Annotated in this window: 10 protein-coding genes; 1 reads left to right on the forward strand and 9 read right to left on the reverse strand. The window is 50.5% G+C overall.

Going from position 1 to position 16502, the window contains the following annotated elements:
• Positions 1–432: 432 nt before the first annotated feature.
• From P8N76_21920 to P8N76_21960, 9 genes are all read right to left on the reverse strand, one after another.
• A complete protein-coding gene (locus P8N76_21920; GenBank protein ID MDG2384342.1) occupies positions 433–2838 on the reverse strand; it encodes a patatin-like phospholipase family protein in 2406 nt (801 codons plus the stop codon).
• A 551-nt stretch (positions 2839–3389) separates the two neighbouring features.
• Positions 3390–3881, reverse strand: coding sequence for a hypothetical protein (locus P8N76_21925; protein MDG2384343.1), 492 nt, complete (start codon positions 3879–3881; stop codon positions 3390–3392).
• A 213-nt stretch (positions 3882–4094) separates the two neighbouring features.
• Positions 4095–5060: a DUF1559 domain-containing protein gene (locus P8N76_21930; protein MDG2384344.1), complete on the reverse strand. Its 966-nt coding sequence runs from the start codon at positions 5058–5060 to the stop codon at positions 4095–4097.
• 140 nt (positions 5061–5200) lie between these two features.
• Positions 5201–7984 (reverse strand): serine hydrolase, encoded by a 2784-nt coding sequence (locus P8N76_21935; GenBank protein MDG2384345.1) that lies wholly within the window; start codon positions 7982–7984, stop codon positions 5201–5203.
• A 360-nt stretch (positions 7985–8344) separates the two neighbouring features.
• Positions 8345–9229, reverse strand: coding sequence for an alpha/beta fold hydrolase (locus P8N76_21940; protein MDG2384346.1), 885 nt, complete (start codon positions 9227–9229; stop codon positions 8345–8347).
• A 414-nt stretch (positions 9230–9643) separates the two neighbouring features.
• Positions 9644–10960 (reverse strand): sugar-binding protein, encoded by a 1317-nt coding sequence (locus P8N76_21945; GenBank protein ID MDG2384347.1) that lies wholly within the window; start codon positions 10958–10960, stop codon positions 9644–9646.
• A gap of 302 nt (positions 10961–11262) precedes the next feature.
• On the reverse strand, positions 11263–13047 hold the full coding sequence (locus P8N76_21950; protein ID MDG2384348.1) for a CRTAC1 family protein: 1785 nt from the start codon (positions 13045–13047) through the stop codon (positions 11263–11265).
• The gene (locus P8N76_21955; protein MDG2384349.1) at positions 13044–14405 is read right to left on the reverse strand and encodes a tetratricopeptide repeat protein; all 1362 of its coding nucleotides are present in this window, start codon (positions 14403–14405) and stop codon (positions 13044–13046) included. Before P8N76_21955 ends, P8N76_21950 begins: the two co-directional genes overlap by 4 nt.
• A 147-nt stretch (positions 14406–14552) precedes the next feature.
• On the reverse strand, positions 14553–15431 hold the full coding sequence (locus P8N76_21960) for a sugar phosphate isomerase/epimerase (GenBank protein ID MDG2384350.1): 879 nt from the start codon (positions 15429–15431) through the stop codon (positions 14553–14555).
• A gap of 399 nt (positions 15432–15830) precedes the next feature.
• On the opposite strand from P8N76_21960, the gene P8N76_21965 reads away from it, so the two are divergent.
• Positions 15831–16442 (forward strand): response regulator, encoded by a 612-nt coding sequence (locus P8N76_21965; protein ID MDG2384351.1) that lies wholly within the window; start codon positions 15831–15833, stop codon positions 16440–16442.
• The last annotated feature ends 60 nt before the right edge of the window (positions 16443–16502 follow it).

The raw sequence follows: 16502 nt of genomic DNA on the forward strand, positions 1-16502 counted from the left end.
CGATTTCGGTCAGAAGCGGGAACAAAGCGTGGTGAGATTTGCAATCACTTTCGATCGATTATTGAGGCCATTTCCAGATCACCAATTCGTTACCTGATTGAATTTTCTCAACTGATCAGTTCCGTCGCTGTCGGCATCCCAAATCCCCAGATCGCAGCTTCCAGATCGAGCCGTCCCAAAACCAGCTGTCTCGCAAAGATGCGGTAACCGCATGACCTACCTCATGCCAATTTCCCCAGCGGGGGTACGATCCAGCGGGCAGCGTCGATGTATTTGGCATACGATCAGCGGTGCCACTTCTGCCAAGCAAATCTGGCACTCCGATCCGGTTTAACAAATCCGGTCAAGCATGCGACGTGCACCAGGCCAAGAGCGTCACGGGGGATCCCTTCCAGCTTGAGCGATCCATCATCGCTGATGGTGATGACCCTATCAGGACCTCTTATCAATCGTCCCGTTGAACTGACTTTGCTTCTCTGCATCAGCGAGCGCGGAAGCCGCCACGTGAAAACCTAACTCTCGGTAGACTTCAAATCGCGTCTCGTCAAAAAATTGATCGGCAGTCGACTCATGAGGAAAGGCGTTTACTTTTCGCTTATAGAATCGAATGTATTCAGGCTCGTCACCTGTGTAGGAGAGTTTGAGATAGATCAACGTGCCCTGCTTACCGTCTCGATAGGTAATGTTCCCGATCGCAAAGTGTTTTTTCGAAACGCCATGCTTGTCAGGCAAGATATCCGCTAGATCAATTTCAATTCGAACGTCCAAGTCGATACTCGCATAGCGTTGCAGAGTGGTTAAGTCGAAGAATTCGAAATTGGGATCGGCGCTTCCGTCGACACAGATAATCGTTCGACACCTTCGTTTCAGCAATTCATAGACTCCCAAGTTTTCAATATGCCCTCCATCAGAACAATTCACAAATCGACCTCGATCACTGACAACACCGCAAGCTTCGGACAGAAGGGAAAACAGTCCCGGATTTCGTTGCACAAGCCAATCGGTCCAAGTCGCTCCATGCAGACGTCGCGGACTAGGTAACCAATAGGCTAAACGGACATTGAGCATTGCCAGGAAAAAGGTAATGGACCGCACCGTTTTGGCACCCATCATCGGTCCAGCGGCAGCAGCAGAAATAGCCATCGCACTCCCTAAATCAAGATTGTTATCAACTTGTTCCATTTGTTGAGTTTGACAATAACTTGTGTATTCGCTCCCGCTATATCTTTTCGACAGCAAGAATGGAACCGTCTTGCGTTGGCGAAGCTGTGGATCTCGACTTCCTTGCAGATTCAATGCCGTATTAACCAGATGATAGGGAGCCGTACTATGCTCCCCGCCAAGCTGGCTAAGCCGCAAGGAATCGGCCGACTCGAGACCATCGTCGCCACCCCGAATTAAGAAAGTCCGACTCAAACGATCCCGGTAAAAAGGATGGAGTGATGTCCGGTTCACATTAACGAACAAGTAATTGAAGAGCCACAACACACAAGCGGCGAGATAAATATCCCACTCGGTCCGAAATCGCAGAATTGACAACTCGGGTATCCAAGCCTCACTTTTGCGGTCGGGCCGCAACTCAATGGTGAGCTGCTCGCTTCGACGCGTTGTCAATCGCCGCAAGATGGGCGAACGATTCCACCATTCTGTTTGGGGCGCAGATACTCGGTACAGTTTCAAAGCCGTCGTTTGAATTTGGTCAGGATCGATGGCCGCATAGTCAATCCGATAGTCTTCAAACCGTTGCTGTTTACGCGTCAAGATCTCACTTACGATCTTATCGAGAGCCGTTGTGTCCCCAGTCGCTGCATATCGTGCCAAGGCAGCCCGATATTCGGTCAAGACGTTCCTGTCGATCTGAGGTGAATTCACGACAAAAACACAACAAAACATGAAAACGGCTAACAACGTCAACGGTGCGAGAATCCCACATGCCCAAAGTAGCACCGTGCGCCGATAACGAACCGCACCGAAAACGAAGCTTATCACAACCACCACAACCACCCAAAATAACCAGCTACGATAGCCAAGCCCGATATGAGTCTGAAGCCAATGGCGAATGCTATTGAATACGGCCGTCGAGTTATTATCGATCAGAAACTCAAGCCCTCCCAGAACAGGCAGAGCTAACAATGAGAAAACGGCAAAGACCAAACAGGCTCCGGCCCGTCGGTCAGCCCGATCGCGTTGTTCCCAGTTCAACCGGCGCAACTGCCGGACTGGCCGCAAAAACACGGTCAAGATAAGCGGCGCTACACCAAGTAACGCGAGCATAAAGCTCGGCATAGGTAACGACATCCACTCGGTTACTTCAAAAAACACTTCCGTTATAAACACTAACAAGATGATCAACGGCAACAACATCAAGAATGTTTGCAATACACCGATCATGAAGAGCGATGGCATGCGGACACCATTAAACAATCCTCCGGGAACCAAGAAATTGCTGTTATTCCGAAGATGATTCAATGCTGGCGGCTCTTCCACACCGTCGCGATGCACTAGTAACTGCTCGCCACCATGACCCTCCGCCATCAATGCACTCAAACACGCCCCCGTATAACCGCCACCTGACACGGTGGAGAGATAATCAACATATTTGAAAAGTCCGCGTTTGATCAAGAATTGAGTAACGCCCAAACTGAACGAAGCAGCGCGTATACCGCCTCCCGAAAATGCCAGTCCGGTAAGATCGAGGTCTGCGCTGGGCCCTGTTTCGCCTGCGTCTTCTGGCAATTTCCGTTGATCGTTCGCTTCACGACGACGACGACGTATTTCCTCGATTTCTGCCGGAAATACGGCTGACCGAAAATCCTCGCCCTCAAAATTACGGTGCATAAATCCCCTTATTGCCAGCCATTTCCAGATTCTTGATGACGGATTTCAAACCACTTGTAGTCGCATCAGTCTCACCGCAAGCCTAAGTCTTGTCAAACCGAACCGGATTCAAAGCCTAAAACTTCGTCACGCGAAATTGATTCGCTCAATATTGCAGCCGCAGCTTGGCATCGAATGCTTTTAAGTTCAGGTACCAATCCCAGGCAGACAGCGATCCTGCATCACCAACGTCAGCCGCTACATTCACTGAAAGCTACAATCTAATGTAGATTTTGATCAACTGTTCCACTCATTTCATGGGGCAGAACAGCCCCGTCGAACGTTGCCCTTCCAGCGGCACTCGAATACAGCCAAGGAGCCAGATTGGCAGGCAACGAAACGAGAGAAAAACAGATTATGAGTGGTCCCGATTACTCCTTTGGTGCCGAACCATCCGCAAACGCTAGTCATGATTTGATTTTGACTGCTATGATTTTCCCATTGGACACCGCAACCCCTCACGCTGAACGGCAATGAATCATTGCGATGCGAACCATTCAACCCTCTAAGGGCTAGGAAACAAATGGCTGCCAGTCCAGACCTAGCCTCTTCTCTCGAATCGTCACCGGTCGAATCTCTTCGTGACGAAGTTGTCCTCCGAGGTTGGCAGCTCTCGCCATCAGAACAAAGGTAATCACGGTCAGCACAGAGGTCACAACAAGCGACCAAACGGGAAGACGCCGACTACCTCGACCAAGATAAAGGCCCAGCATCGACGCGAGTCCCAACAGAAAGATCGCGGATGTCGCTTGATCGGCTGCCTGCTCATGAGCCTGGGCAATGTCGGCGGGCATCCAGTCCGCCTCTGCCATCGATTCATAGGCAAAATCGCCGGTGAATTTAATCGGAATTGAGATCACCGTCAAAGTCACGAAGGCAATTAGGCTCAACCGCGTTAATTCCGGACTTCGCTTCGCGAACGCTATGACAAAGAGTATCCCGACAAAAAGCGTTCCCAGAACCGGGATGTGATTCAGAGCTAAATGAAGATGGACCCAAGTCATGCATCAGTCGCCTGTTCTTACGTGAAAGGTCAGATTGTCTCCTGCGACCTCAATCCTGTCAAACATGGCGTCAGCCATGGAAGTGTGGTCAGGTCAAAACAGAGGGCAACCCTCAGCGTCGACTACGACGGAGCAACACACGAATTGGAGACACGCTCAACGAATCAAAATCGAATTAGATCCGCTTGCCTTTGCCATTTTCATTTTTCGCATTTAACCGCTCCCTCGATCAGATCGATTCGCTTGACGCTGGTGAAGCTTTGGATCAATCTCAAAGTCGAGTCCCCGAACGGATCCATCGCAAAACACAGCGTACCAAACGGCATGTGGCCCACCAAACCTGAGAGACAATGACATCTCGTCATCAAGTCCATCATTCCTCGGCATAATCTCCGGATTACAATAGCGATTCAGATCGATACTGTAACCAGCGTACATACTTTCATTGTCGCCGCTATCCTCTCCATTCTGGTAATCTCTCACAAAAAGATATTTCTCTGCGGCGAACAGTGTTTTCGTACTTCCATCGCGGATGTGCTTATCACGAATCGAACTCCTAATAAAACTAACTCCATTGTATTTTCGCGTTTCGGGCCAATCGAATTCCCTAGCATCTTCCAGCGAATCGGGTCCAAAGATGGGTACGGGTCCGACGAAGCTACCCGAGTTCACCGCATAACAGGCTCGCGCTACCTGTTCGACGGAGCTTCCATCACGCGGACTGCGAATGTGTTCCGATGGTCCAGCAATCGGCCAAGCCCGTGACTCACGACGCGTCGGACAAGTAAATACAGTGAGCGGTGATTGAAGTCGACGCGAGGTTGCTTCCCGACGAGTGTCCCCCGTGGCATTCCGTCCCAATTCATGGAGTGTATTTTCTTCCAAGTAAGGAAGAATGTTATAGATCCAACCACCGGGCTGATTGCGACCGTAACCCATCTCAGGAATTCCCACCCAAGCCGCACCCCATCCACCTGAAGGATATTCTTGATGAGCAGCAACATACGACAAGGCGGCCAAGCCAATCTGCTTTAGATTATTGGAACACTGCATACGACGAGCTGCTTCTCTGGCAGCATTGACAGCCGGCAACAACAGCAGGACCAAAATACCAACAATCGCGATTACAACCAGTAATTCAACAAGCGTAAAAGCACGGGTCGATCGTTTTCTCAGCACGTTTTGTTTTCCCGGTCACAGAATGAGGCTGACAAAGAAACACCATCAGACAGGACGTCCGTCCATGAACTTATCAGAAAACGGATCAACCATTCGTATCGTATTGTAAGATCGGAGACAAAACAGCAAATGAATGCGGACTATTTCATACCGCGCAGGATTGGCAAACTCGTTGTCTTCATGGAAAGATTGCGCAGCCTCCGCACAATCACACCATTCCCATCGAAGTCAAATGTAATTTCAAGCCGAGCAGGCGTTTCATAAAAGCATAGATGGATCTGATAGGTGTTACCATCCGTCCAAGCACCGCTTCCAGCTACCCCCACATTCGTTTCGCTTGGCAATCTGTCTGCCAAACTACCAATCGACGGCATGCGTTTCTTTATCCATTCACCATGGCCACAAACAAAATCGAAGCGACCTGTTTTGGCTTGGATAGAAAGCGTTGTCTGATCTCCAGTAAAATCGAGCGACATGGATTCCACACCTTCCGCATTGCTGGGAAATTTGAATTGTTGGCCGTCAATTTCCTGCTGGATTTGCGACATCGATTTTCCGACGACGGCTGGCAGGCGAAGCGTTTGCAACCGATCATGCAAGGCTTTTTTTACGCGACGATTTGGCAGCAACGGCGCGGATGAAAACCCCGGCAGTAAATAATCCCAGGCTTGTTGCATCACTGCGCCCATATCAGCAGTACCACTTGTGATTGCAAGTACGGCATCCTGCGCTGGCAACACAATACAAAACTGACCAAAAGCACCATCGCCTCGGTAACTCGCGTGGCGGCTGCGCCAAAACTGATACCCATAACCTTGATCCCAATCGCTATCAGGACTGCTGCCATTTGATGTTTGACGCGTTGTCGCCGCATCCACCCATTCTGAGGAAATCAACTGCCTTCCATTCCATTCGCCCTTCTGCAAATAGAGTTGACCAAAACGCGCAATATCTTCGGTGCGCAGGTTCAAACCAAACCCACCATGGCAAATTCCCTCCGAACTTTCCGTCCAGATCGGTGGCTTGATTCCTAACGGATCGAACAACCTTACTTGCAGGTAGTCTACGAGCTTTTCTCCAGTGACCTTCTGCAAGATCGCCGAGCACATGTAGGTTGCGGGCGTGTTGTAGAGAAAATGCGTGCCCGGCTTGTGCTTCACCGGTAATTCCAAAAACTGTTTCGAAATCGGCATCGCGGAATCCAAGGAGATTCGCTGGAGATCGCTCGCATCGTGCCCACTGCACATCGACAAGAGATCTCGAATTCGCATGCTTTTCAAAAATGGACTTGGCTGCGGCGGCAATTCATCAACAAAAAACGATACCACCGTATCATCCAGGCTTAATTTCCCTTCTGCCACAGCCAATCCAACTGCAGTTGCTGTGAAGCTTTTGCTAAGCGAGTACAACTGATGGGGGTCTTCCGCTGCATAGGGCGCCCACCAGCCTTCCGCGACAACGGCCCCATGTCTCAGCAACATAAAGCTATGAACCGAGTCGATCTTATCTAACGCTTCGACGAAATCGAGAATTGCTTGAGACGACACACCTTGGGTTTCCGGGTTACTCCGCGGCAAATCCGACTTGATTTCCTTGATTCGAATGTTTCGATATTCAACTTGGCCTCGATCTCCCTCGACTCCAATCGGACCATTCGCCGGAATCACGAAAGCCTGCTCTAAGAGTTCACCATTGCAGGTACACACGGCAACATTATTTTTCACAACAACGACTAACTCATTCCAATCCAAGTGGCGAAACTTTTTCAATTCTCGATAAGGACCTGCTAACAAGTAATCACGACACTGCAATTGTCGTCCACGAAGAAACACACCACTGTCCGCATTTGGACTCGCTCGGAATTCCAACTTCAACACAAAATCGTTTGGAAATTCACGTTTCGTCCACAACTGTTGAATCTTGCGGCCCTCCGGTGGCGTCGTCACAATTAGTCGACCTGACTTGGCCACAAAACGACCGTTGGTAGTTGAAATCTCGCCGGCGAAATCGACCGACTCGGTCAAGATCGGCCAAGGAGGCGCATTGGGGTCGCTCGCGTGCCAATTTGCTCGCGTTGTTTTGTCAGCTTCGCTACTAGGACGAAATTGCCAATCGGTCAGATCCCGTCCATTCAAAAGGCTTTCGTACCCGACAGGTAATTCCTGACTCAAGACATCTCTTTCGAGAAATCCGTGCGTCGCCAAAATTGGTCGCAACGCAGCGCCCCATTTCGCATAACCCAATGCATTGGGATGGAGCAAATCGGGAAACTCTTCGAGCTTGGCATCACCGTCAGCATTGGCAAACAATGTCCAGGTATCCAGCAACGTAATCTGTGAATCACCTTTGACAGCCTCCGCAAAAAGCCGATTAATTTCCCGAATCTTGGCTGAAGGTCGTTTTTTCGCCTCCGAGCTGGGAAAAACACGGCAGAGCACAATCGGCATTTGACGGTTGTGTTTTTTCAAGTCTGCAAGGATTAGCTTGAGATTGCCAGCGATCAGAGCCGGTGCTGCACCCTCCTCTAAATCATTCGTCCCCATCAAGATCACAACTCCGGCCGGATTTAAGGCCACCACATCCTCTTTTAATCGCAGCAGCATCCCCCGCGTCGTATCGCCACTAATTCCGCGATTAGCAACTTTCACACCAGGAAATTCGTTTGCTAAGTTCGAACCCCAACCTTGCGTAATGGAATCGCCAAGAAAAACCAGCGCGCCTTGATCTGCCGCAACCGCTTGCGACCATTGAAGGCGACGGTGCTCCCACAGCTTCTGAAACCATGGGTAACGGCGTATCGGACCACTTCCCAGCAACCCCTCATCTGTCGCAGGAATCGCGAGACTCGAAGGCTCAGCGAGATTATCTACAGGCTGTGCAGACAGGATGTAAGGAAACATTAAAAGGAATGCAACAAGACACATTCGTTTTCCATAAGTGATCATAATCTTCCAATTTCGTAAAAGACGACAACTACCTGAAGGGCGTAGTAGGACAATCCTTATTGTAGATCATGAGATCCTGCACCTGCAGAACACACGGCCCCGTTGACGAGACCCAAGGCCCCGCATTACCACCGCCACGTCTCGGTCTTATCTGAACGGGGCGGCATGCCAATCAGCGATCGTTCCGATAACTCGCGACCAGCAGATATTGATCATCGTTCAATTAGATCAGGCATGCATCGCTGGATTCCCAAACGGCAGAATGCTTGATGCGATAACTCAAGCGAACAAAGCAGTTTGCGACAACGGCCGTTTCCCTGATTTTCTACTTTGGAAGTCTTAACGGCGGTGACGAAACTTACTGGCCAAAAAGAGGAAACCCACGATCAACAGGCTCGCGGAACTCGGCTCCGGAATAGCATGAGAAAACATCCAGTCATACATTTCGGGTGTGTCGTAGACGCGACCCCAAATCACATGGTCTCCGAGCGGATATTCCGTATAGTTCAGGTCGAGTAAATCGTTTGAGAACTCAATCGTTGTCTCACGATCTCTCCGTGAAGGAAACTCTGCAATCATCGGCTCTCCTGCCGACTCCAAGATATTGTTCACGACATTTTGACTGTTGCGCGCTGGTACGAGGTTGTCATTTCTCGCGTGAAATGCCCAGGTCGGTGTCGCAGCCATGCTCGTGGGGTCAAAGTCAGCAGCAGTTCGAACACCGGCGATAGGAACCGCAGCGGCAAATCGATCGGGAGCACGACTCGCCATATTCCAAGCCCCGCCGCCTCCCATGGAAAGTCCAGTAATATAAATCCGATCGCCGTCAGCGTTTTGCTCATCGAGAATACGGTCAACCATTGCCATCACGCTGTCAGTGCGCTGTTCGTCATTCCAGTTAGAAATTGAACCGACTCTCGTCGTCGCCTGCGGCGCATAAAGAAACGTCCCACGCTCTTTGGCTGCCGCCAGTAGATTATCGATATTCCCATTGATCTGATTTCGATTGTCAGTCCCCGTCTCACCCGCGCCATGAAGAAAAAGAATTACTGGCCGACCAGTCGCATGAGTTTCTGCCTCGGGCGGTACGTACAATCGACCCGGTAAATCTTCCATACTGAAATCGATAAAATCATCGACGTCAGCGGAATAGCCGATCGACGAGTGATTCAGATGCAAAATCACAATAAGAAACAAGAACTTAGGCACATGTCGCGACATCATTCTCTCCTTAAGCTACAGACTCGCTCTCCTTAAGCTACAGACTCGTCATCCTTACGCTCTTTGGCAGCGGGTGAAAAATCTCATGTTTGAATTGCTGTTGCCCCTACTGCGCAAAAAAAACCCGAATCGCTCTAGGCTATTCAACCAGCGCTGAAATTGGGCGCTGAATGCAGTCTCTAGAACAAATCCGGGGTCGTTAGCTTTACCTCGAAAGGCATGACATTTTGAGTTCGCCTACTGAACTCAAGAATGATTGAACATAAAAAACAAACGGTATTCTTTAACAAACATCGAGAAACAAATCGAAATTAATGGCTCAACAATATTCGTCTTCCATGCCCTTCTCAGCGGTAACAAAAAAGCCACGCTCAACACGAGCGTGGCTTTTGTTGAATAACAAACTAATTGCTAGTGTTACGAACGTTTTCGCAAACCGAGCAAAGCGATTAAGCCGAGGCACATTAGCGTAGCCGTGGCCGGTTCTGGCACAGCTGCTGCGGCGGCACGTGGGCCCTGTTCGTATCCGCCAGCTGAGAAGGCAGTTACAAAGTCGCCACTATCGAAAACCAGGTCACCATTCCAATCGCCTTGGGCGTAACCGGCCGCACCACCCGTCTCGTATTTGGCGGCACTAAACACAGCAACAAAGTCACCACTGTTGAATTCGCCGTCAAAATTGGAATCGCCAATGTACGAATTTTGGATTTGAACAGTCCAAGCGATTCGGTCATCGAGATTCGTTACGCCATTTCCATCAAGGTCACCCTTGGGATCATTGTCCGCCATGTATTGGCTTTGAACGTCGAGGTCGGCAGCTGTAATTGCGCCGTCTCCATCGTAATCACCTTCGACACCCGTAACCTCATCCGACAGTAACAGCGGAACGTTCCAACAGGTCTCTCCACAACCAAACGGTGAACCAGCACCATCGGCGTGCCACATCAAGTGATGACCCGTCTGTCCAGCCAAGTTGTCGTCTTCGTCATTATCGTCGATGGCCGTGTTGATCATGATGTAGTCGCCAGTAGCAGCCGGAATCGGCTCACCTTCATCGCCACCTGCGGTGTCGAGCGATGCCAGCGGAATTTCGATTTCAACGACGTATCCCAATTCGTTCTCGTTAGGAATACCAGCGCTGTAAAACTCGCCTTCTTCCGGACCTGGCTCGGTGAGAACTGAAATACCGGCAGTTGAACCGCGATTGTTGAATTCGGGATCTTCATCGCCATCGAAAGCATCAACGTAGATCTGAAATTTACCGGGACCCCAAGGATCGCCGGAATCAAGGTCAGCATTGATAAAGATCTCAACACCATCGTTCCTAAACGAAGCACCTGGTTCCAAGTCAAGGAAGTCATCAGTGACGTCAAATGCCACAAACAGTGAATCTTCTGTGTGTGCAAAGTGAATCATGGTCGTTAGATCGGGATCACCATCATTCAGATTGTCAAGATTCGGCCACGAGTGACCGGGATTCTCATTATCTGCATAGGTGAAAAAACATTGATTCGCATACTCGCCCTCAGTGATCACGCCATCCGCGATCGGACTGGCCGACATAAATGGGGCGGCAACTGCAAATTCAGGATCTTCAAGAAGACCGATGTCATCAACATTGAAGACCGAAGCGTCAAGCGAAATTGTACATTCCCCATCGCCTAGCTGAGCACTCGACGTGCCCGCTAATTGCAGTAAGAGTGCGACAGTCGCACAAGCTTTAAGTAAACGCATTCTCATTAGACTCCTGTTTCAAAGGACGTATTTACCATGGACGACACCAGATCAATCGCCTGGCGCAATTGTCGACTTGCTTCCACAATTGAAAATTTCGACAGCATAGCCACTGCGATCGTTCATCTAAACGGTTCCCCAGAGTCTACCCACGACGCAAAGATTCAGCAATTGTTTTAAACTTTATGAAGATCGGAATTAAGAAGATAAGTCGCTTTCACTCGGGCTTAACGTTAAGAGAATTGAATACATTAAAATTGATTAATTAATTCTCACTCCATCGCTGGCAAAAGATCAACAATTTAATCCTGCTGAATCACTCGATCGGGTCGGATTTCTGAATGCGTGGACTGGGTCCCATCGGGCCAAAGAACTTTGATTTGTTGCGGTAGTTGACCGTCTCGCAAGCCAAAATGAACATGTGGCTCATGACCGGAAAGGTAACCGGCAGCCGGACCCACAGTTCTCCACGTCCATTGATCGCCCGCCAGCAAACCCACCATCGCTCCGACGGCGTCTCGCCCAAACGAATCGAGCACGCGAAAACGGAGCGACGAGCCCGGTGGACCAATTTGATTTTCAAGTAGTCTCGCTTGACCGCCGTTATTAACCACTAACAGATCCAAATCACCATCGAGATCATAATCAGCCACGGCCACCGCACGACTCGTTTCTACAAGCGCAGTTGAGGTGCCGCCAGCGGGCAGCTGTTCGTCAAATTTACCCCCGCCCACACCGGAAAAGAGTTGATTCGGTTCAGCGAACGGATCACCCGGCAAGAGCGATTCGCGGTTTCTACCAACTCGTCCATTGGCTATATAGAGGTCAAGTAACCCGTCTTGATTCAGATCACCCACCGCAAGTCCGAATCCGGTGTACGCAAAACTGGGGGCCGCGAGGCGGGCCGCTGCGGTTCGATCATCAAAGAATTTTCCTTGATTGACATAAAGGGTATTCGTTTCTTTTCCCAAATGGGTCATCAACAGATCCAAATCACCATCCGACTCCACATCAAACGCCACAACACCCATTCCCGCTTCAGCAGCGCCAACTCCGTTCACGGCGCATCCCATCAACAATGATCGATCGCGAAATTTCCCCGACTTATCTTGTAACCACAGTTGATTGGGAGTTCCATCGTTGGCAACGTAGAAGTCAATTCTTCCATCGGCGTTGAAATCGGCGACGACCGCGCCAAGCCCGTTTCCATAGGCCGCTCCGATTCCACTCTTCAACGTCACATCTTCGAAGGTACCATCACCGCGATTCCGATAAAGCACATCCATCGCAGGAGCCTGATAATGCAAGGGCGAGCAGTAGTCTTGCACATTGTTGTTCGTCCGGCAGTCACCTTCCGTTTCGGGTGACCAGCGAATGTAATTGATTAGCAATAGATCGAGATGTCCATCGAGATCATAGTCAACAAAAGCGGATGCAGTTCCCCACCCATCGTGAGCCACACCACTCTCCTGACTCACATCATCAAACGTCCCATCGCCCTGGTTGCGATAGAGCACATTGGGTCCAACATTCGTCACATAAAGGTCGAGATGACCGTCGCGGTCATAATCACCGACGCTGGCGCCCATCCCGTAACCCGTATCCCCCACACCGGCCTGCTGGGTAACCTCCTCAAAGGTCCCATCACCTTGATTTTGGTAAAGCTGATTACCGGGCAGTTCGCCGGTTTGCGTTAAGTCACCTCCCTGCACGAAATAAAGATCCTGATCGCCATCAGAATCGTAGTCAATCCAAACGGCTCCCCCCCCCATGATTTCGGGTAACCAGTTTCGGATCGGCCCTCGTTGATGTTGAAAATCAATTCCAGCATCCCTCGTTCGATCGACGAACCAAGCCGCTTCTTCATGCGGATGCTCCGAAAAGAGATCTGCTGCTTTTGCATCCGCCTCATCCGTCACTGCCAGCACTTCCTGGGACTCGGCCACCGGCTCCTGCTTGGATTCGCTGGGAGAATTTGAAACGGTTGATGTGCTGCAGCCGGCAAGCGACAGCGTACTCAAGCACAAGCCAATACTTAGCCAAAGGCCATTCATCAGTAGAAGCGTCGCAGCGACAAACGATTTCACGGTTGGCCTAGCCTTTCCTTAACGGTCTTCGCGTATCGAACCAGCATGGGATCAGCAGGGGCCAGTCGCAAAGCTTGAACCAACGCTTTGCGAGCCTCGAGCATCCGATTCATGCGGATCAACGTTTCGATTCGAACATAGTGCGCCGTCAGCACCCAGTTCGCGCGTTCAATGGCAGCTTCGGCATTTTCCAATGCGTCGGGTAACTGGCCATCGTTCAAGTACCACGAAGCCAAGTTGACAAAAGTCGTGCTATTTTGCTCATCCAGCCGTTTGGCTTGCTGCAAGACTTCAAACGAGCGTTCAGCGCGACCACTTTGCAGATAGGCCCCAGCCAATAAGTTAAGCATGGCCAAATTGTCCGGATCTTCGACAAGCGCTGCTTCTAGATTTTCCGCAGCTGCTTGAAATTCTCGATCTCGCATCTGCTGCAACGCGCGTCGGTGTCTGACTCGCAGCGTCACCGCGTATTGTTCACTGCGTTCTTCGAGTTCATCTCGTAAAAATCTTTCTTGAGCGCCTTGGCCTCGCTGCAAAAATCTCACAGCCTCCGACAGACGATCGGCACGTCGCAATGCGGTTCCCATTAAGTAATAGGAGACACGATAAGACGGATCCTTTTTGATGGCTGTATTCAAGACCTTCATCGCTTCGTTCACCTTGTCCTGCTGCAGCATGCACGCAGCGATCCCAGCCAGCGGTTCGGCCGTAGACGGAGCAAGTTGATTTGTACGACGAAATGCAGACTCCGCCTCCGGCAACTGCCCCATCGCGAGTCGGATGTGACCGATGCGTTGATAGGCAGGCGCCAAGTCCGGCGCATCCTCGACCAACGCTTGCAAAACGTCAAGCGATTGTTGCAAATCATCCGTTTCGTAAAGTGCGATGGCCCAATGCAATCGCAGTGACGCATGGGAAGGGTCGATATCGACCGCAGTAGCAAACGCCTCTCTCGCTTCCGGCCACAAACCATTGGCTTCATAAATTAAGCCCAGTTCGGCATGTTCCATCGCAAGATCACTGGGTGCGGAGGCCTCGATGGTGGCCACCTGTTTGTCAATCAAGCGACGAATGACCGGCTCAACTCGTTCCAAATCCGCTGGCAGTGAAATTGCCGGTCCTTCATCGGTCAGATTGTCTGCAACCGACCGATCAACCGACCCCTGCGACTGATCGGCGAGTTCCTGAGATTGCTCGTCTGATGAGCCATGACAGCCAGCAACCACCAACCAACCAAGAAGCATCCCAAACACAAACAGTGTTCGTCCGGCGCGGCTGAGGAGAGGGAGATCACGGCAAGTCGCGATGTCAATCAAATTTCCATCCACAAAAGAAGGTAGCGGGGAAGGGTTGCCCATTCCTTCCATTGAAATCAACTTTGCCAAGATCTACAACCGTTGAATTCGAGGTTTAGGAAAAGGCCCAGCAATCCACATCGCCAAATCGGGCAAACGCTTGCCACCCGGTAAGCTGACAAAAAACCACTGCTTGCCTTCCCCCGATTATCAGCGACGCATGTAGTTCATGCTGACACCGATGCTCTTGAGTGGATCGGGAGAACGATCCTGCTCAACATGACATTGGGCGACATCGATTTCTTGAGCAACCTTCAGCACGGAATCCAGATCCACAATACCGGCGCCTAATTCCTTGAAAGTTTCGTGCGGCACGGCTTTCTCGTCGTAGATCACCGGTGTGCCGTCAAGTAGATCCTTGAGATGCAGTTGACAAACACGACCCTTGAGCCGTTGCATCGTCTTGGCCGGATCCAAGCCGCCAATTTGAAGCCAAAACACATCAAGCTCAAATTGCGTCAATTTCGGGTCAAAGCGTTCTACAAAAATATCGAAGCCAGTCTGCTGCCCCGGAAGCGGAAGAAATTCAAACGAATGATTGTGGTAACAGAGTTGTATTCCAGCTTGCTGGCACATTTCTCCGGCCCGATTACTCGCATCCGCGATCGCTTTGAATTGATCGGCTGATTCACGATACCCTTTTCCGATGTAGCCAAACACAAGATATTTCAGCCCTAGTTTCTTTGCGGCTTCAATATTCTGTTCCATGCTAGGCGTATCATCGGCGGTCGGATTCACAATCGTATTCCAATTGATAAACGCCGACGTCATCTTCAATCCCAGATCTTTGGAAATTCCAGCAAACTTTTCCGACTCGGTCACATCCATCAATTCCACTTGGTCGTAGCCTGCATCAGCAACCGCCTGCAAAGCCCGCTGCGGATTCTTTTCTAACTGGAAACGGATTGTCCACAATTGAAGACCGAGTGAGTCCGAAAAAGGACGATCGGCTGTTAACGCCCAAGAAGATTTCATTGGAAGATTCACGGCAGCAGCGCCTAAAGCAGCTAAAAAAGTTCGACGTCTCATTTCAATCTCACAATTCAACCAACTCACCAAGACAAGTCTGGCGACTGTCGGCAGTTCGCCAAGCTGTAAAGTAGGACCAACGCGTACTACCCGACATCGATCGATCGTTGCTCGTCATTCCCACGAGCGGTCATGATACTGGTAGATGAGTTGGCTTCGCAATCAAATTGAAATTCTCTTTGCGTCCCAGGACTAGTTAAAACGAGTCGCATTACCCCACAGCCCCCCCTTTCACCCACATCTCCAGAGTCATCTTCTGTAACAATTCGTACCGAAACAAGGCAAACAAAGGACAAGACCTTGCGAACTCACCAGATACGGTGCAGACTCGTGGATGGAAGTTGCTCTCCAAGCGAACTGTTTTCCCAGAATTCCTCCGCAACGATTGTCACTGATCTGATGAACTCCCTCGCTAACCGGCACCAAGTTCTGCTTGTCGAAGACGACCAAGAACTCGCGTCGATGGTCACCGACTTCCTGCTGCCACATGGTTTTTATGTATCCGTCGAGCAACGCGGAGATGTAGCCGTAAAACGGATACCCCAAGAAAATCCCGACGTAGTGATCTTAGACATTTCCCTGCCGGGTCTTGATGGGCTTTCGGTTTGCAAAAAAGTGCGCAATAACTACAACGGTGCGATTGTCATGCTGACAGCGCGAGGCGAGGAAGCAGACGAAGTCCTCGGCCTAGAAGCAGGTGCCGACGACTATCTGGCAAAACCGGTCCGACCTCGGGCACTGCTGGCTAGATTACGATCGCATCTGCGACGGGTTCCCAGCACCGATCAGGAACAGAAACCAATCCTTGTCGGGTCATTACAAGTCGATCCGAGACGACGATCTGTCGAAATCTCGGGTGAGTCACTTGACTTGACGACCGCCGAGTTTGATTTGCTGTATTTCATGGCCATGCACGCTGGAAAAACCCTCAGCCGAAACGATATCTGCCAGGAAATCCACGGCATGAAATACGACGGACTCGATCGATCGATCTGCGTATTTCTCGACTAAGAAAGAAAATCGGAGATGACCCGGCCCACCCACGTCGCATCAAATCGGTTCGAGGTGTCG

The sequence above is a fragment of the Pirellulaceae bacterium genome (assembly GCA_029243025.1).
Lineage (GTDB): Bacteria > Planctomycetota > Planctomycetia > Pirellulales > Pirellulaceae.

Excerpts from the sequence above, each read along its gene's own strand:
- P8N76_21960 (MDG2384350.1), bottom strand. The coding sequence starts at position 15,431 with ATGAGACGTCGAACTTTTTTAGCTGCTTTAGGCGCTGCTGCCGTGAAT.
- P8N76_21955 (MDG2384349.1), bottom strand. The coding sequence starts at position 14,405 with ATGGGCAACCCTTCCCCGCTACCTTCTTTTGTGGATGGAAATTTGATT.
- P8N76_21925 (MDG2384343.1), bottom strand. The coding sequence starts at position 3,881 with ATGACTTGGGTCCATCTTCATTTAGCTCTGAATCACATCCCGGTTCTG.
- P8N76_21935 (MDG2384345.1), bottom strand. The coding sequence starts at position 7,984 with ATGTGTCTTGTTGCATTCCTTTTAATGTTTCCTTACATCCTGTCTGCA.
- P8N76_21920 (MDG2384342.1), bottom strand. The coding sequence starts at position 2,838 with ATGCACCGTAATTTTGAGGGCGAGGATTTTCGGTCAGCCGTATTTCCG.
- P8N76_21945 (MDG2384347.1), bottom strand. The coding sequence starts at position 10,960 with ATGCGTTTACTTAAAGCTTGTGCGACTGTCGCACTCTTACTGCAATTA.
- P8N76_21940 (MDG2384346.1), bottom strand. The coding sequence starts at position 9,229 with ATGATGTCGCGACATGTGCCTAAGTTCTTGTTTCTTATTGTGATTTTG.
- P8N76_21965 (MDG2384351.1), top strand. The coding sequence starts at position 15,831 with ATGAACTCCCTCGCTAACCGGCACCAAGTTCTGCTTGTCGAAGACGAC.